Below are 17048 nucleotides of genomic sequence, written 5' to 3'. Positions count from 1 at the left end.
ATTATGACTTATAATAAAGGTGTAATAATTAAAAAAGGAGGAATATTATGAAAAAGGAAATATCAATGATTACTGCCCTAGGCTTAACAATGGTGCTCACTACTTCTGCTACTATTTATGCAGGGGAGAAACCATTAAAGCCAAATGGACCTTGGATAACTGAAACTCAAAATGTAAATTTAAGCAGCCTACATAACTACGAGGAGTTAACAAAAATATTAAAACAAATTGAAAAATCATCAAAGGGAGCTATGGAGTTAACTGTAGCTGGTAAGTCAAATCAAGGAAGAGACATATACCTAGCTAAAGTTGGAAATGGGCCTAAGAGTGTTATGGTAATAACTCAACAGCATGGAAATGAGCCCCTTGGAACAGAAGCTGCATTAGAAGTGCTAAAATTCTTATCTACAGGAAATAAAAATGTTCAGGACATATTAAAAGAAGTAACTGTTTATATTGTGCCTAGGGTAAATGTAGATGGAACAGAATTGCATCATAGATATAATGTAGACCCAACAGCTCCTAAGGTTAACTATGCAGTAGAAGGTGTTGGTTATGACATGAACAGATGGCATTGGCAGAATTGGGAGGATAGTCCTCTCTATAAAAAGGATGGAGGAAAAACTTACCCAACAAATCCAGTTCCAGAAGCTGTAGCTGTATTAAATGCATATAAAGAAATTAAGCCAGAATGGGTAATAGACTTACATCATCAAGGAACTTACATTAATGAGGAAAATGGTAATATGATAAAAACTTCAATACTTTGGCCTACAGATCCAAAAGCTAAGCCAGAAGCTGTAGAATTATCTAAAAAGATGTGTTCTGTTATTTATACTGATTTAGAACACTATGGATTTTCAGAGGTAAGTTTATACGATGGTGGAGCTTATGAAGGTATAGCTAGAAATTCATACGGTATCGCAGGTTCAGGAAGTGTTTTAGTTGAAATGAGAGGAAATATGCAATCTCTTGGACAAAAATCTTCAGGATATTTAAAAAGAACCTTTGTGGAAGTTATGATGTCCTTAATTTCTTCAACTGCTGATGGTTCTTTATATGAAGCTGATATAAGTATAGCAGAAAATATTCCAAAGACAGGACCTTCTGTAAAGAAATAAGCTAGTTCCACTTAGGTGTGGAGGCAGACCTTACTCAAAATATGATTATAGGGGATAACTCTAACTTAAATTTTATCTAGAGTTATCTCTTTTGTTGTTTATAAAAGCATAAAGGCAAAGAGTGATTTGCCCTTTGCCTTTAGAGTAAAATGCTCTTATTAGAGTAAATGTTTTTATTACGCTAAATCAATTTCCCTAGTTGTTCTATCAACTATTTTAGCTGAGTCCTTAGATACTAAATCTCCATCCTTACTTTGAAATACATTTTTGTCTATGACTACATCCATTGCTTTATTCACTTCTTCAGCGGTTAAATCTTCTTTAACGTTATTAAGTGTGATGTTTGATTTTTTACCACCTATGTTTACAAAGGTCATAACTAAACTCCTAGCCAATTAAAACCCCTCCTTTAATTTTAATAATCAAGTATTACGCTGTCATCTTGCTTTTTAAGACTTATAACTTCATGTTCCAATAGTGGAGAGAATGCATTAGCTATTTGGAAAAGATCATCATCTAAAGCATCAATTTTAATGGAAGAAAATTTTTGTCTTCTGATTATATCCTTTCCATCTTCGTTTTGACCAATGCTGTACTCCAAAATTAAACTGGTTTTGAACTTGTCTGCTGTAGCAGCCATGATATCAACTCCCTTCACTATTACATATGCACTATTTAAAAAAGTGAGGAAGTTTTTCTTATTTTATATTGCTGAAACTTCATTATATTTAATTTCTCCATCTCTTTTCAATAAAGCTTCTTCTAGCAATTTAAAATTGTATTTTCTTTGAGGGTAGTCACTAAATTTATCTAATTTAGATTTATATGATCTGCTTTCTTTTTTACTTGATGTGGTTTTTATGTTGTCTATGATGACTTTATATTTATCTATGTAAAATCTCTCAGTCTTCTCAACCAAGGTATAAATACTTGAATTTGAACCTCTTCTTTTTATTCTAATTAAATCATTATCCTCTAGCTCACTTAAATATCTTCTGATGGTTCTAGTGGATTTTCCCATATCATTAGCTAGGGTTTTCTGAGAGGGGAAACAACTATCTTTTCTCCCATAACAATAGGTGGATAAAATGCTGTATAGCTTAAATGCTCCTATGCTCATGTCCATATGTATTAAATCATTTGATAAAAGAGTATAATTATCCATCCATCATATCCCCCTTAAGTTTATTAATAGTTTTATCCTTTAAATATCTAGCTTTACTGTAGGAAAGATTGTTTTCTGTGGCATAGTCTGTTAGTTTTTTTCTCTCAAAATATATCCAGTTAATTATATGGATCTCTTCTTTAGAGAGCTTTTTTAAAGCAGAATATAGCTTTTTATATTCCTCTTTTTTAATAAAATTCTCTTCTATATTTTCTGTACTCTTTAGAGTATCCACTATATAAATATCCTCTCCTATTTCTTTATTTAGGCTTGCCTCATAGTTTTCCTTACATTCCCTTCTTATCAAATAATAATAATTATTTTTAATTGCCATAGCTGCATATCCAATAAAATTTTTCTTGCTTGTATCGTACTTATCCAGAGCCTTTAATAAAGATAGATTACCAATTTGAATCAAATCTTCCCTATCATAGCCTTTTAAGTATACCTTCGATGATTCTTTCATAATTAAAGGGGTTAAAGCTTTAATCAACTCCTCTAAAGAAGACTTATCTCCCTTTTTAGCTCTATCAACTAAACTTTCCACGTCCCTCATTAATTCATCACCTCGTATATGTATAAACACAAAAGATGAGGAAGGTGTCCAATTTTTAACATAAAAGCATTACATAGCATTTTGGATTTCTTAAATATAAATTGATTTCAAAGGAAATAATTTTTAATTATGCTTTCTGATGCTTTATTTAGATTAATAAAAGCGATTATTAAGATAGATTTTATGCTATAATATGTAATAAGAATAATTAGAAAAGAAGTATAAATATATACAAGAATAAAAATATTTGAAGGTGCTGTAATGGATGAAAGAAAGTTAGAATTTACTATTTTTTGCATTGAAAGCTTATCAGAAAGCTTAGGAATAGAAGCCAGAAAAGTATACAAACTAATTAAGGATACTAATATTTTGGATGATTACATTATACCATGCTATGAACCATTACACTCTCAGAGTAAACATTATATAGTAGAAGATTTAATAGAGGTATTAAAAGAAAGGGGAGCATTAAACAATATTAATAGATTTTTAGATAAATAAATTATAGATAAATAGATTATATATTTAATGAAAATCCTGTTAAGGGATTTTTTTAATATCTAAAACTATATACTACTAAGTTTTAATTATTATCTTATATTTATTCTATGGACAGTTTTGTCCTATTGTATAGGACATGGATGTAACATCATGGGGGACAGTTATGTCCTATTAGTAGAGTGGAAATATCACATGGGATAAGATAATAGATGAGTATGAATTTTTGCTACGACGCAAAATGAAGCAATGTTTAAATATAATATAAATTAGGATATAATAGAATTAGATATATTATTTAACAGGTGGTGTTGAAAGTGCTGAATAAAGATTTTATCAATGATATCAACGAAGTATTGGTAAAAAGAATTAATCCTTATTTAATATATGTTTTTGGTTCAGCAGCAAAGGGAATCTTAAGAGAAGATAGTGATATTGATATAGCTTTTTTAAGTGAGGAGAGCTTTTCAGACTATGAGATTTTTATGATAGCTCAAGAGTTAGCTAGCAATTTAAATAGAGATATAGATTTAATAGATTTAAAGAAAGCATCTACTGTATTTAAGGCTCAAATAGTAGGTACAGGGATAAAAATTTATTGTACAGATGAAACTAAAAGAATGTATTTTGAAATGAGAACCCTTAAAGAATATGCTTTATTAAACGAAGAAAGAGAAATAATTTTAAAGGGTATAAAAGAAAGGGGAAGTATATATAGTTAATATTGAAAAGCATTTAGATAATTTCAATGTGTTTATTAGTAGTATTGGATAAACAAAGTGAACATAATAAATAGAAATGCCCATGATTTATAAATAATTGTAAATTTAATGAAAATCCCTGTTAAGGGATTTTTTTTAATATCTAAAAAACTAAATATCTAAACATCTAAACGTCACTATATACTATTAAGTTTTAATTATTATCTTATATTTATTCTATGGTCAGTTTTGTCCTATTGTATAGGACATGGATGTAGCATTATGGGGGACAGTTATGTCCTATTACAAAGTTATGAAATAATTGAGGATGTGTCTTTGATTTTACTATAATGTAATGGAATGGAAAGTTTTGCGTATTAACATATGAAGATTACTTAGCTAAGTAAAAAAAGTTAAGGCATATGAAATGAAATGATAGTTCAAATGAGTTAATCTATTAGTCACTTGAATATGCCTAATGAAAGGAAGAATTTTTAAATATGCAGCAGCTTGCGGTGAATGATGCCCTTGATAAAAGAGAAGTCAAAAAAACAGTATGTGCAGAGGAAGAACTTACTGATATTTTTAATAAGTATTACAAAAGAGTCTATAACTATATATATTATCGAGTTAATTGTGATTATACAGCAGAAGATTTAACAAGCCAGGTTTTTGAAAAAATAATGCTTAAAATTGAATCATATTCAGAGGGTAAAGCGCCATTTGAAGTATGGGTTTTTGCTATTGCTAGAAATGTAGTAAATGATTATTTTAGAAGTCTAAAGAAACATCAATTCTTTTCTCTTTACACAATTAAGGAGTTAGTATCAAGAGAAAAAACTCCAGAAAGTATGGTTGTAACAGCGGAAACCAATGCTAAACTTTCAAAGGCCTTGGATACTTTGAATAAAAGAGAGAGAAATATTGTAGCACTTAAATTCGGGGCAAATATAAGAAATAAGGAAATAGCACAAATATTAGATATTAGTGAAAGTAATGTTGGAGTAATACTTTACAGGTCAATGAAAAAATTAAAAGTAGAAATGGAAAGAGAGGAATAGCCGTGAATAAAAAAAGCATTGAAGATAAATTTTCAATAGACATGGATGCTTATTTTAATGGCATAGAAGATCCTAATAGCTCAAATTCCCAAGAATACAATGAAATTTTAAAACTGGGAAAGACTTTAGCAGAGAAGGATTTTAGTAAAGACAGCAATAAAGAAGCTGTATCCAATAGAGTTCTAAAAAATATGAATGAAAATAAAGGGGATAATAATATGAAAAAGTTAAATAAGAAGTCTTATATAGCTAAAATAGCATCAGTTGCAGCAGTAGGAGTAATCAGTGTTTCTTTAATAAAACCAGCATTTGCACGTGAAATAGCGGATAAAATAATAAAAACAATATCTTTAGGACATATAAGTGTTGTACAAGTAGAAAGTTCTAAGATGGAAAATATTCCTGTTCCAGAAGAATTTAAAGGCAAAATTTTTGATAAACATGGAAATAAAATAGAAATAGTTACAAAAGAAAATGCTGAGGATATGTACGCAGCAAATGGTGAAAAAATTGCTAACCTTTCAAATGGAGAAATAATCACTGTAGAGCAAGAGAAAAAAATGAGAAAAGAAGGAATGTTAGAATTAAAAGATGCTAACGAATTGAGCGACTACCTTTGTTTTGAAGCTAAGCTTCCTTCTTATCTGCCAGAAGGCTATAAATTTGAGAGAGCAGAACTTTACAAGAGAGAAAATGGAGATATAAGCGATAAAGTTACTGATTTATGGTTTGTTAATGAGAAAACAGGAAAAACTATTTATATGCAACAAAGATTTGCTTCAGAAGAAATGGGATACGCAGATGGAACAGCGGGAACAGTTGAAGAAATAAAGATTAATGGTGTAGATGCAGTGATAATTGATGATAAATCTATTGATTGGGAATATAAGAATGTGCTTTATGGACTATCAGGTAGAGGAAATATTTCAAAGGATGAACTAATAAAGATTGCAGAGTCTATTAAATAATTATCTATATTTTATTGTTAAAAATTAATATTATATTCAAGTTATAAAATTGTAAAACCTCAGCTATGGGTACTTGCCTTTTAGCTGAGGTTTTTACGTAAAAAGTAGAAAAATATATTATTGGCTTTTTAATTTTCCTATGAATACACTCATCTCGTCACCAGCTACTACCCCTATCCTACGTAAAGTATATATTCCGTTATTTTTTCTTGAGACTCTGCCTCCTGTTGCAAATCCCATAGTATATCCTGCATCTTTTACTGCTCTTATTGTATCTTCATTATATCTGCCATAGGGGTAAGCTATGTAATTTACCTTCTTGTCTAAGGCTTTTTCTATAATTTCTTTAGATTCTTTTAAAGTTTGTAGCTGTTTTTCATAAGAAAGCTTATTTAACTCTTCGTGATTTAAAGTATGGCTTTGTATATCTATTCCATTAGCTTGTAATTCCTTAAGCTGCTGTGAATTCATAGACCTATTATCTTTATCTATATTGCTTGCAATGACAAATATTGTTGCTTTAAGATCAAATTCTTTAAGTATAGGATAAGCATATTTATAATTATCTAAGTATCCATCGTCAAAAGTTATAACTAAAGATTTTTTAGGTATAGGTTTATTTTCTGTAAAGAAACTGTATAGTTCATCCATAGTTAAAGTAGTATATCCATTGTCTTTTATATATTTCATTTGCTCTCTAAATTGTTGTTCTGGCATTCGCAAGCCATTATTTTTTTCATAACCTATGGAGTGGTACATAAGTACACATACCCCTTCGTCATTGTATTTCAATGGTATTTCTTCTGAAAAAATATTCTTATGTATAAATTCGCTGCACTCTGTTTCATTGCTAATACATGCTCTGCCACTATACATAGCTTTACATTCATATGGGGTCATAATTATTACAGTTAGTATAATTAGAACAAAAATTAAAACCTTTTTAAAAGATTTCACGCCTTTTTCACCTCATTTCTAATTTAATATATAACTACAGTTATTATGTTATCCCACTCATATGTTTATTATTTAAATTTATATATAAGTTGCAATTATAAAAATCACACTAATCAAAAACTTAGCGTGCCGCCAATCTTACTTTAATACAAACAAAAAACATCATAAAATGACAAAATACAAAATTATTATTAAAAACATCTGCGATTTATTCGACAATATAAATATTAAAGAAAGGGGTAATTATATGAAAAAATTAATATTATATGAGGAAGGTGAAGGGTACAATGAAAAAAATAAAGCTAATAAAAAACAAAAGTAATAAGAAATCTATTAAATCTAAGACCTTAATGACACCATTAGTTATAATGCTAATCATAATTTCCGTATTATCAAGTGCAGCAATAAGTGTATCTAAGAGAAAAATGATGGATCAGATGAGAATGGATGGTATGAATTTAGCGGAGCAGGTATCTAATGATATCGGGAAAAATGAAGAAGTTTTGACTGAATTAAATAAAATTATAGAAGATAAAATTAAAAATATAGGCAAGTTAATAAATAACAACATATCATCTGTAGATAATGACTATCTAAAAAATATAGTAACAACCTTTGATATAGATGAAATTAATGTATCAGATGCATCGGGAAAGATTGTATATTCTAATATACCTGCCGTTATAAATGCTAATTATAGTGATCGAGAAATGATTCTCCCTATTATAAAAGGTGAGAAAGATGAATTTATGGAGGATATAAGAAAAAGTGTAGATGATAATGATTATTATAAATATGGATATGTTAAGAAAAATGGAGGAGGGGTTATACAAATAGGCATGCTTGCCAATAAGATTGAAGAAATGAGCAATAGCATGGATGTACAAAAGTTATTAGATGACTTGGCAAAAGATGAAGGCATGGAGTATGCATTAATTATAAACAAGGATTTAAAAATTATAGCTCATAGTGAAAGAGATAGAATTGGGAATACCGTGGATGATATAGGTAGCAAGACTGCAGCAGTAGATAATGAACCATACGCTTCAACTCTTCTATATAAAGACAGTATAGAGGTTTATGACGTTTCAGTTCCTTTATATAAATCTGGAATTCATATAGGGGCATTGAATGTAGGGCTTTCTATGGAAAATGTACAAAATGCTATAAAAGAAATGGTAACTATTATAACTGTAATATCTATAATATGTTTTATTTTATTAGCCTTAATTATGATGTCTGTATCTAAAAGTATTATTAATCCTATTAATGAGTTGGTGCAGGTATCAGAAAGAGTATCTAAGGGCGAATTTGATGTAGAAATTAATGTTAAAAATGATGATGAATTAGGAGTTTTAGCAAAAGGCTTTAGAGAAATGTGTTATAGTTTAAAACATACTATAGGTATTATAAAAAATGAAAGTGATAAAGTAAATATTAGATCTATAAGTTTAAATGATAATGCAGATAAAATGACTAATATTACTTCAGAGGTAGCTTTAGCAGTACAGGATATAGCACAAGGATCTTCAGAACAAACAGGAGATTTGATGGAGACTGTAAATTATATGTCTGATTTATCTGAAGAGCTTCAAAATATTCATGAAAAAATAGTTATTATAAAAAATAATTCTAATGAAACAGAAAATAAAGCTAGAGTAGGAAAAGAAGAAATAGATAATTTATTAAAATCTATAGAAAATATAAAAGATGCTTTCGATATAGTTTCCAATAAGATTGCTGGATTAAATATTAGTGTGTTAAAAATAGGTAGCATAACTGATGTTATAAATAATATATCAGAGCAAACAAATCTTTTAGCTTTAAATGCAGCTATAGAAGCGGCTAGAGCTGGTGAGGCAGGAAGAGGTTTTGCTGTAGTAGCAGATCAAGTTAGAAATTTGGCGGAGCAGTCAAAGGAATCTGTTGCTGAAATTCAAGGTTTAGTACATAATATAAAAAATGAAACTGAGAATGTAATAGAAACTTCTAATAGTGTTAAAAATCTTGTGGATGATCAGAACAGTATAGCTGGAAACACTAAAGTATCTTTAAATGATATGTTAAATTCTGTAGTTAGTATAGCTCCTTTAATAGATGATTTGTATAAATCTGTTAAAAACACTGTAGAGTCTAAGGAAATAGTATTAGAAAAGGTAAAAACTATATCTTTAGTATCTGAGAAAAATGCTGCAGCTTCAGAGGAGATCGCAGCTTCAGCAGAGGAGATGACTGCAGGAGCTTCTGAATTATCCAGTTTTTCTTTTGATTTAAAAGAAGTAGCAGAAAAACTTAATGAAGAAACGGGTAAATTTAAGATATAATATGGATTTTGGGAAAAAGAAACTATTGAGCGTAACTTTCCAGATTCAAAAAAGAAATAGAGTGGCAAGCCACTCTATTTCTTTTCCACATATGAATCAAATATATCTGCACTTAACTGTATAGCTTCATATAGGGAGTCGTTATGATCTCCATCTATAACTATTAGTTTATATGGTGCATCAAATTTTTTTGTTTGTTTTTCAAATTCTTCTGATAAGTACATTATTCCTACATCATCTTTACCTACGAAGGAATAAACAGGTGTTTTTATACTATTTGCATATTCATGAGATGAGCGTATATGTATTTCGTCTTTATTATATTCAAATGGTATGCGTTCTTTTCTTTGCTTAAAATAAATTTCAGTACCATAGGATGCACCGTTAGTAGCAATGGCTTTGTATGGTGAATCTGTTAATGATGCTAAAACTCCTAAAGATCCTCCTGCACTATGTCCCATTAAGAACACATTATTCTCATCAACATAAGGAAGCTTGGCCAAATACTTTCCGGCAGCTATACAATCCTTTACTTCCCCATAAAAATATTCAAAATTACCTGGGTTGCCGTTTTCGCCACGAACCATAGGCGTCATAACTACATAACCACGATCAATATAGTCCTCTGCAACAGCCCAATCAATTTCATCAAATGAAAAGCCGCCATGCATGAAAACCACAGCAGGATATTTATAACCATCCTTTGGGTCATTTAAAACCCATGCCTTTAGTTTTAATCCATCAGATTCATATTCAACTTGTGAAACATATGATGGAGGAGTTGAATTTTCATATTCATCAATTGAAGGAGCTTTTTTTACAAAAGATGATTGAAATGTTTGTATATCCTTCTCATAAGATCCAGAAAAGTTATCATTCTTAGGGGAATCATTACTAGAACAACCCGCTAAAAACATCGAACACAGTAAAATTATCGCAAAAATGTTATAAGTTTTTTTACTCATAGAATCTCCTTTGCTTTTTAACTATTTTTCTTTTTTGTATATATAACAAGACAAGATTACATTAATGTAGGTTCTTCGTTTTTCATATTTTTATGATAATAAAATGTTCCTCTTATTCCTTGTATATAAATTCCTCCAGCTATAACTAACCATATAGTATTAGGAGTTGTACCTTGAGAAATCACCATAATAATTTTATCTAATATAAAGTAAATAAATAATAATATTATACACACTCTACTTTTTTTATATATTCCAAAAGCTAGTCCCCATACTATGAGTATATCGACAATGATTAGAGAATCCATGTATAAGTTGATAAAGCCTGCTTGAGATAATATAAATAAAATTAACGTTAAAGAGCCAGACATGACTGCCCACATCCATGCACTTTTTATAGAGCTTAGTGCTTTTTGTTCATTCATAAGTTTTCCCCCTTAAATAATTATAAATTATTGAAAATTTTAATTTCCATAATTAATATATATTATATATTTTTACAAAACCTAGAATATTATATCATGATTTTAATAAGTTTTAAAGCTGAATTATAGAAAAAATTAAATATAACTAGTATAATTAAAGATAAATAATAAAATATTCTGAAAAATTAATGATAAATATAGCTAAACATGATATAATTTGTTTAAATACTTTTGGTAATATAATCAATTTATTGCAGTATATTGTTAAAACATTTTAAGGGGGGAGTAAATTGAAAAAATTATTTAAGAATTTAAAAGTATCTACTACCATAATAATTTTATCAATTATTGCGATAATCTCTAATTTGATTATTGGAGCATATGGCATAACTAGCATAGCTAGAATCAATAGTAATATTTCAGCTATTTATGAAGATGGGTTGATTCCTATCACTAACATATCCAATATAAAAGAAAATTTTGTGCTCATAAGACTAAACTGTGCTAATGCGGATTTAAATTTTGATGAAAGGTATATGGATCTTATAGATAAAAGTGATGAAAAAATAAGGGTGAGCATCGATGAGTACAAGTCTAATTCTGATGAAACACAATTAAAATATCTAAAGACCTTTGAAGAGAGCTATAATACTTATTTGGATATAGCAAAGAAATCCGTTATGTCATCTAAAGGGGGGGATCCCTTATCAAAGGAAGAAGCGGATAAAATAACAGAAGCGGGAATGCAAATAGAAAAATTTTTAGATGATTTTCAAGAGTACAATATTAAATTGGCAGAAAATCATAAGGTAGAAAGTAATGAAATATTTGTTAGCAATAGAGCTATACTTCTGGTAATTATAGCCTTTTGTATAATGATTTTTGCTTTATTATCTACAATAACCGTTAAGAATTTTAATAGATTTTTAAAAGAAATAGATGGTATATTAAAGGAAATGTCCTTAGGAAATTTAGATTTACAACTTGAAGAAGAAGGCAAAAATGAATTTGAAAAAATGAAAATGTACATACAAAGTACAATAAATAACTTTGGAAATATTGTAAAAAGTTTAAAAGAGAAAAGTAATTCAATAAATGGTTCTTGTGAGAATTTAAGCGCAATCTCGGAGGAAATGGCCTCCTCTTCTGAAAATATATCAACTGCTATAAGTGATGTGGCAAAGGGCACTGGAGAACAAGCAGGAAGTTTAGTGGACATAACTAATATATTAGAAGGCTTTGGAAATAACATCAAAGAAGTAGTTAATGGATTAAATGAAGTAAACAATGTTTCAAATGAAATTGCCATTACCGCCAATGGAAGTAGCAATAAGATGAAAAACTTAGAGGGATCTTTTGAATATGTGGAACAATCCTTTGAAAATTTTGTAGAAAAAATAGAGAGCTTAGGCAATAACATAAATAAAATAGACGAGATAACTATTCTTATAAATAATATATCTGAGCAAACAAATTTACTTTCATTAAATGCAGCAATTGAAGCTGCAAGGGCAGGGGAATCCGGCAAGGGATTTGCAGTAGTTGCAGAGGAGATAAGAAAGTTAGCAGACCAAAGTAAAAAGTCCTCAAATAATATAAGTGTTCTCATAAGTGAAATATCAAAAGAGACTAAAAATATTGTAGAGGCTACTAGCGATATAGATAAGGAGCTAAAAGATTCTTCTTATGTAATAAAGGATTCATTGGATTCTTTTGAGAATATTATCGTATCTATTGAAGAAGTAGTACCTAGGATAAATGTGTTAAATAAGTCGGCAACAGCTATAAACGAAGAGAAGGATAGGATTTTTGAAAATATAGAAGGAGCCTCATCCATTGCCGAGGAAATATCAGCTTCCTCAGAACAAATAGCAGCTTCTTCACAAGAAATGAATTTTTCATCAGGAGAGGTAGCAAAGACAGCTACGGATTTAAGCGGATTAACTAATGAATTATTAAAAGAAGTAAATGTGTTTAAGATTAAGGAATAAAAATAAGGCTATCGAATCTACGATAGCCTTATTTATCAATTATTTTATTGATTTTAAGTATACAACATCATAAATGTTTTGTATTATACAAGAAGTTCTCTTTACACTCTAAACCCAGATACCTTATTATGTAGATCTAAAATCATAGAAAACAAATTGGATATGGAAGAGGATATTTCCTCTGAAGATACAGATTGCTCTTCTACAGCAGCAGCTACATTTTGCATATTTGCTGAATTTTCCCTTGTTATATTCATGATACCTATAAAGATTTCTTTTATATTTTCAAGGTTATTATCTAAATCCATCATTATATCTTTTGCATTATCTACTCCTAAAACAGTGTTTTCGCTTCCTTCTAGTATGATATGCAGGGTATTTATGGTTTCATTTAAAACAGTAAATTCTTCATCTAGTTCTTTTGTAAGTTCTCCCATATTGTTTTTTATGGAATAGACATTCCCTTGAACTTCTTTAATAAAAGGTACTATTTGCTTTGTGGCATCTTCTGTTTCATCAGCAAGTTTTCTTACTTCTTCAGCTACTACAGCAAAGCCTTTGCCAAGTTCGCCAGCTCTTGCCGCCTCTATAGAAGCATTGAGAGCAAGTAAATTAGTTTGGCTGGAGATGTTAGTTATCAATTCAATTATTTTGCTTATCTCCTTTGAGTTAGTATCTAACAACGTCATTTTTTCGTCCATTTCATTTATGGTTTCTCTTACTAAATCTAATTGTTTTTTTGTTTCTTCAATTTTAGTGTTTCCATTCATGGCTTCTTGCTCTGACTGTTTTGAATTACCTACAACATTTTTGATTATAATATTTATTTCTTTAATTTTAGTTGTTAACTCTTCTATTTTAGAAAATAAATTTTCAATCTCATTGGTCTGTGTATTGCTTCCAGAGGAAACACTTTGTGCAGAGAAGGAAATGGTTTCAGTAGCTTCACTGTTTTGAACAGCTATGGCTGATATTTGTTCTGAAGTTTCCTTTGTACCTTTTGTAGTTATAACTACATTAGCAACTATATTATGAATATTTTCCACAAAGGAATTAAACCATAGTGCTAATTCTCCTATTTCATCTTTTCTTTTTATAAGTATTCTCTTAGTTAGGTCTCCTTCTCCATTGGCTATATCTTTCATATTGTTTTTTATATTTTCAATAGGTGTGATGATAGTATTTATTATGAATGTAAAAATAAATAGGAAAATACCTACTGCAATTAAGAAAAATACAATACTAATGCTTTTAGAGAAAGTTACTTTTTTAGCAGAAATAGTATCAAGATTATTTACTAATTCATTGATTTCTCCAACAATATCATTAACATTTTTACTTATGTATTGAGAATTATTTCTTTGCAAATTTATATCTTCTGTATTGATAATCGAATTATATGTTTCTTTCATTTTGCTCCATTTTGTGTTAATGGAGCTTAGTTTTTCAATGCTATACTCATCCTTTGCCGGGATTAAATTTAGCTCGTTATCTCCCTTTTCTAAACCAATTAATATTTTATCAAAGGTATTTATTTCTTTTAATATATCTTCTTTTAACTGAGATTTTTTTGTAGAATCTGTTTCTTTTATATATAAATCAGTAAAATAAGCTAACTTGTAGCTTCTCATTCTTTCACTTCCTGATAAATTTATAGCAGGAGCATCTCCATTTAATTTTGAGAGTGTATAAAAATTAGTAGCAATTATTGATAAAATAAATGCTGTTACTAAAGTTAATACTAAAAATAATTTTGTTTTAATTTTCATAGTACCTTTAGTTGAGCCTTTCATGTAATAGTCCTCCTTCAACATTTTCAAGAATAATTCCACCATATTCTACTTATTACAGAATTATACTACAAAGTTTTGACTTATGCTATATGAAATTGAAATATTTACTAGGTGATAATTATTGTTTGTAGAAATTTATAATTGGGAAACTAATTTATGGTTGCAACAAATAAAAAGTGCTATGCAATGCTAATTCGCTGCAATAAGAACTTCTAAAATTTATTTTATAAAAATCTCTAATGCTGACAAACTCCCTTCGGTCAAACATGTACAGCATCGTAACGATATTTTTTTAAAATAAATTAAGAATTTCTAGATTTTGCTCAAATGCATAGGCCGCATTACATAGCATTTTTAAGTTTTACACAATAAATCATAGGAACTAATATTTGATAAACTAATCTGTCACAATATAAATTTCCGAACATATATTCGCATAAGTCTTTTTTTATTGGAAATAATATGGTATATGCCTAATATTTAATTACCAGTAGAAAGAGAGGATGAATATGGATTATAATAGGGTAGAGGATGCAGTTTTAAAAAAGGCTATGGAATTCTTTAAAGATAATGCGGTGAAGTTTTTTGGAATAGACACTAAAATAGTAGCTCCAGCAGAAACTGAAATAAAGAACATAGACATTAGAACTAACTATACTGATTATTTTTTTTACACAGAAGATGGAAACTATCTACATTTTGAATTTCAAACTACGGATAAAAAAGAAGATATTAAGAGATTCTTATATTATGATGCATCACTTTTCTATAAAGAAAAGAGAAAAATAAGAACTATAGTAATTTATTCAGCAGATATAGAAGATGTTGAAACCTATATAGATGTAGGAACTATAAAATATGAAATAGAAGCTTTTTATATGAAAAACTTAGATGGGGATGAAAAGTTAGAGTATTTAAAGAATAAAATAGAAAGAGAAGAAACTTTAAATGCTGAAGATATAGTAGCACTAAGTTTTATACCTTTGATGAGAGGAAAAGAAAGTAGAAGCAAAAGAACCTTAGACAGTATAGAATTAGCAGGTAAAATGCCTGAGGGTAATGAAAAATTACAATGTTTAAGTTTATTATATGCTTTATTTGATAAGTTTGGAGATGAATTATCAAAAATAAAATTTAAGGAGTTGGTGTCCATGACTGAAATAGGAAAGATGTTGAGAGAAGATGGGATAAAAGAAGGCATGAAGGAAGGCAAGGCAGAAATTCTTATAAAACAACTTATAAAAAAATTTAAATCTATTCCTGAAGAATATAAACAAAGGATAAAGACTTTAGATGAAGAGACTATTGATGTTATAGCTACGGATATATTTGATATTGATAACTTAGATGAATTGAAAAAGTACCTTTAAGAGAATTGTTATGTACTTCAATCCTCGTTTTGAATACTCAAATATTTTTTGTGAAAATTACAAGTTGAAAACTAATCTGTCATAGCCTAATTCTGAAAATATATTTGTAAAATATAAAAGAGCTAAGCATGTAGTAAAATAGCGACTTTTATTGGAGTGGCTTCACTACATGCTTAGCTCTCTGTTTGAGAAACTAAATAATAAATATGTACTTAAAAAGATTCTTGTTGAACCTTACTATCTATAAGTTGTAAATTATATTCTTTTATAATTTGTATGACAAGCTCTGCATATATATTTTTTCCACTTTCATCTTTTTTTGTGCTATAACCTGCTATACCAATTGCTTTAGCTTGATTTATGTAGTCAACAGCATCGAAAACTCCATTTTCTTTATATCTCTGATTATTTTTAAGAAATTGCGCATAATCAGCTAAAGAATCTTTTTTAGAATCATATGCTCTAAAGGTGGCAACTATGGTATCATCATAGTTTTCAGAAGTTTTCATATCTATAGTTTTGCCTTTCCATGACTTAGTGGATTTTATTCCAAATAAATTATTATGTTCAGCAGAAAGGGTAGAACTTCCCCAACTAGATTCTACAATAGCTTGTCCAATTGCTACAGAAGGAAGAATACCATAGTTTTCATATATGGATATAGCTGCAGGAGTTAATTCATCTATGAATTCTTTTTTACTCTCATCCGCTTCTACTAAATACTTATCATTTATGGATTCCAAAAACTTATATACCTTTTGTTTTTCCTTATCAGTGTAGGAAAATTTATTTATAACTTCGTCGAAGGTCAATAATTTATAATTAGAATTTTTAAATTTATTTTCTGAAGTATTTATTTCTAAGAATTCATCAGCTATTTTTTTTGCATCCTCTATATTTGCCTTTGAAAAGTCATTGTTTATGCGAAGGGAATCTAATGCGGCTACATATCTCCAATTTACTTGAAGTTTATTTTCACTTACTTCATCGGAAGCTTTGATATATATACTCATAGCAGACTTAGGAAGGGGATCTTTGTTAAAATTAAAATTATTTACAGCTTTAAGCATAGCCACTATAAATATCATAAAAAATATTGTTCTAAATAATCTTTTTAGTTTTCTCATAGCATCACTTACCTCGTATCAATTTT

17 protein-coding genes are annotated in these 17048 nt (G+C 29.0%); 8 read left to right on the top strand and 9 right to left on the bottom strand.

Going from position 1 to position 17048, the window contains the following annotated elements:
* Positions 1–47 precede the first annotated feature (47 nt).
* Positions 48–1121, top strand: a complete 1074-nt coding sequence (locus tag RYO54_RS12470) for a M14 family metallopeptidase (RefSeq protein WP_315119197.1) — start codon at positions 48–50, stop codon at positions 1119–1121.
* A 176-nt stretch (positions 1122–1297) separates the two neighbouring features.
* Here RYO54_RS12470 and RYO54_RS12465 read toward each other — a convergent pair whose 3' ends face one another.
* The 4 genes from RYO54_RS12465 to RYO54_RS12450 all read right to left on the bottom strand — a co-directional run bounded on the left by RYO54_RS12465 (position 1298) and on the right by RYO54_RS12450 (position 2842).
* A complete protein-coding gene (locus tag RYO54_RS12465; protein ID WP_315119194.1) occupies positions 1298–1516 on the bottom strand; it encodes a DUF2922 domain-containing protein in 219 nt (72 codons plus the stop codon).
* Positions 1517–1536: 20 nt separating this feature from the next.
* Entirely contained in the window at positions 1537–1761 is a 225-nt protein-coding gene (locus RYO54_RS12460) for a DUF1659 domain-containing protein (protein WP_315119191.1), read from the bottom strand.
* A 63-nt stretch (positions 1762–1824) separates the two neighbouring features.
* Positions 1825–2286: a helix-turn-helix domain-containing protein gene (locus RYO54_RS12455; RefSeq protein ID WP_315119188.1), complete on the bottom strand. Its 462-nt coding sequence runs from the start codon at positions 2284–2286 to the stop codon at positions 1825–1827.
* Positions 2279–2842, bottom strand: a complete 564-nt coding sequence (locus RYO54_RS12450; protein WP_315119185.1) for a sigma-70 family RNA polymerase sigma factor — start codon at positions 2840–2842, stop codon at positions 2279–2281. The genes RYO54_RS12455 and RYO54_RS12450 overlap by 8 nt, the downstream gene beginning before the upstream one ends.
* 261 nt (positions 2843–3103) lie before the next feature.
* On the opposite strand from RYO54_RS12450, the gene RYO54_RS12445 reads away from it, so the two are divergent.
* The 4 genes from RYO54_RS12445 (at position 3104) to RYO54_RS12430 (ending at position 6070) form a co-directional block, all read left to right on the top strand.
* The gene (locus RYO54_RS12445) at positions 3104–3343 is read left to right on the top strand and encodes a DUF3791 domain-containing protein (protein WP_315119183.1); all 240 of its coding nucleotides are present in this window, start codon (positions 3104–3106) and stop codon (positions 3341–3343) included.
* A gap of 314 nt (positions 3344–3657) precedes the next feature.
* Positions 3658–4062, top strand: coding sequence for a type VII toxin-antitoxin system MntA family adenylyltransferase antitoxin (locus RYO54_RS12440; RefSeq protein WP_315119180.1), 405 nt, complete (start codon positions 3658–3660; stop codon positions 4060–4062).
* A 479-nt stretch (positions 4063–4541) separates the two neighbouring features.
* Entirely contained in the window at positions 4542–5102 is a 561-nt protein-coding gene (locus tag RYO54_RS12435) for a sigma-70 family RNA polymerase sigma factor (protein ID WP_315119177.1), read from the top strand.
* 2 nt (positions 5103–5104) lie between these two features.
* Positions 5105–6070 (top strand): DUF4367 domain-containing protein, encoded by a 966-nt coding sequence (locus RYO54_RS12430; RefSeq protein WP_315119175.1) that lies wholly within the window; start codon positions 5105–5107, stop codon positions 6068–6070.
* Between the two features lie 117 nt (positions 6071–6187).
* On the opposite strand, the gene RYO54_RS12425 is transcribed toward RYO54_RS12430, so the two are convergent.
* Positions 6188–7027 (bottom strand): polysaccharide deacetylase family protein, encoded by an 840-nt coding sequence (locus RYO54_RS12425; protein ID WP_315119172.1) that lies wholly within the window; start codon positions 7025–7027, stop codon positions 6188–6190.
* A gap of 266 nt (positions 7028–7293) precedes the next feature.
* Between RYO54_RS12425 and RYO54_RS12420 the strand changes: the two genes are divergently transcribed.
* Positions 7294–9351, top strand: a complete 2058-nt coding sequence (locus tag RYO54_RS12420) for a methyl-accepting chemotaxis protein (RefSeq protein WP_315119169.1) — start codon at positions 7294–7296, stop codon at positions 9349–9351.
* Between the two features lie 74 nt (positions 9352–9425).
* Here RYO54_RS12420 and RYO54_RS12415 read toward each other — a convergent pair whose 3' ends face one another.
* Both RYO54_RS12415 and RYO54_RS12410 read right to left on the bottom strand, forming a co-directional pair.
* Positions 9426–10316: a prolyl oligopeptidase family serine peptidase gene (locus tag RYO54_RS12415; RefSeq protein ID WP_315119167.1), complete on the bottom strand. Its 891-nt coding sequence runs from the start codon at positions 10314–10316 to the stop codon at positions 9426–9428.
* A gap of 56 nt (positions 10317–10372) precedes the next feature.
* Positions 10373–10741, bottom strand: a complete 369-nt coding sequence (locus tag RYO54_RS12410) for a hypothetical protein (protein WP_315119165.1) — start codon at positions 10739–10741, stop codon at positions 10373–10375.
* A 290-nt stretch (positions 10742–11031) separates the two neighbouring features.
* Here RYO54_RS12410 and RYO54_RS12405 point away from each other — a divergent pair, with 290 nt between their 5' ends.
* Positions 11032–12732: a methyl-accepting chemotaxis protein gene (locus RYO54_RS12405; protein ID WP_315119162.1), complete on the top strand. Its 1701-nt coding sequence runs from the start codon at positions 11032–11034 to the stop codon at positions 12730–12732.
* Between the two features lie 101 nt (positions 12733–12833).
* On the opposite strand, the gene RYO54_RS12400 is transcribed toward RYO54_RS12405, so the two are convergent.
* A complete protein-coding gene (locus RYO54_RS12400; protein WP_315119159.1) occupies positions 12834–14525 on the bottom strand; it encodes a methyl-accepting chemotaxis protein in 1692 nt (563 codons plus the stop codon).
* Positions 14526–15034: 509 nt separating this feature from the next.
* Between RYO54_RS12400 and RYO54_RS12395 the strand changes: the two genes are divergently transcribed.
* Positions 15035–15895, top strand: a complete 861-nt coding sequence (locus tag RYO54_RS12395) for a DUF4351 domain-containing protein (protein ID WP_315119157.1) — start codon at positions 15035–15037, stop codon at positions 15893–15895.
* A gap of 212 nt (positions 15896–16107) precedes the next feature.
* Here the strand turns inward: RYO54_RS12395 and RYO54_RS12390 are convergent, their stop codons facing one another.
* Positions 16108–17022, bottom strand: coding sequence for a glucosaminidase domain-containing protein (locus RYO54_RS12390; RefSeq protein ID WP_315119155.1), 915 nt, complete (start codon positions 17020–17022; stop codon positions 16108–16110).
* Positions 17023–17048: the final 26 nt, after the last annotated feature.

It is taken from the genome of uncultured Clostridium sp. (genome assembly GCF_963515715.1).
In the GTDB taxonomy this organism is placed as follows: Bacteria; Bacillota; Clostridia; order Clostridiales; family Clostridiaceae; genus Clostridium_AW.
The sequence above is the reverse complement of the archived record's forward strand: the minus strand, read 5'-3'. Positions and strand labels throughout refer to the sequence as shown.

What these genes read in the sequence shown, in the direction of transcription:
- RYO54_RS12470 (WP_315119197.1), top strand. Translation starts at nt 48, where the DNA reads ATGAAAAAGGAAATATCAATGATTACTGCCCTAGGCTTAACAATGGTG.
- RYO54_RS12460 (WP_315119191.1), bottom strand. Translation starts at nt 1,761, where the DNA reads ATGGCTGCTACAGCAGACAAGTTCAAAACCAGTTTAATTTTGGAGTAC.
- RYO54_RS12455 (WP_315119188.1), bottom strand. Translation starts at nt 2,286, where the DNA reads ATGGATAATTATACTCTTTTATCAAATGATTTAATACATATGGACATG.
- RYO54_RS12450 (WP_315119185.1), bottom strand. Translation starts at nt 2,842, where the DNA reads ATGAGGGACGTGGAAAGTTTAGTTGATAGAGCTAAAAAGGGAGATAAG.
- RYO54_RS12445 (WP_315119183.1), top strand. Translation starts at nt 3,104, where the DNA reads ATGGATGAAAGAAAGTTAGAATTTACTATTTTTTGCATTGAAAGCTTA.
- RYO54_RS12435 (WP_315119177.1), top strand. Translation starts at nt 4,542, where the DNA reads ATGCAGCAGCTTGCGGTGAATGATGCCCTTGATAAAAGAGAAGTCAAA.
- RYO54_RS12420 (WP_315119169.1), top strand. Translation starts at nt 7,294, where the DNA reads ATGAGGAAGGTGAAGGGTACAATGAAAAAAATAAAGCTAATAAAAAAC.
- RYO54_RS12415 (WP_315119167.1), bottom strand. Translation starts at nt 10,316, where the DNA reads ATGAGTAAAAAAACTTATAACATTTTTGCGATAATTTTACTGTGTTCG.
- RYO54_RS12410 (WP_315119165.1), bottom strand. Translation starts at nt 10,741, where the DNA reads ATGAATGAACAAAAAGCACTAAGCTCTATAAAAAGTGCATGGATGTGG.
- RYO54_RS12400 (WP_315119159.1), bottom strand. Translation starts at nt 14,525, where the DNA reads ATGAAAGGCTCAACTAAAGGTACTATGAAAATTAAAACAAAATTATTT.
- RYO54_RS12395 (WP_315119157.1), top strand. Translation starts at nt 15,035, where the DNA reads ATGGATTATAATAGGGTAGAGGATGCAGTTTTAAAAAAGGCTATGGAA.
- RYO54_RS12390 (WP_315119155.1), bottom strand. Translation starts at nt 17,022, where the DNA reads ATGAGAAAACTAAAAAGATTATTTAGAACAATATTTTTTATGATATTT.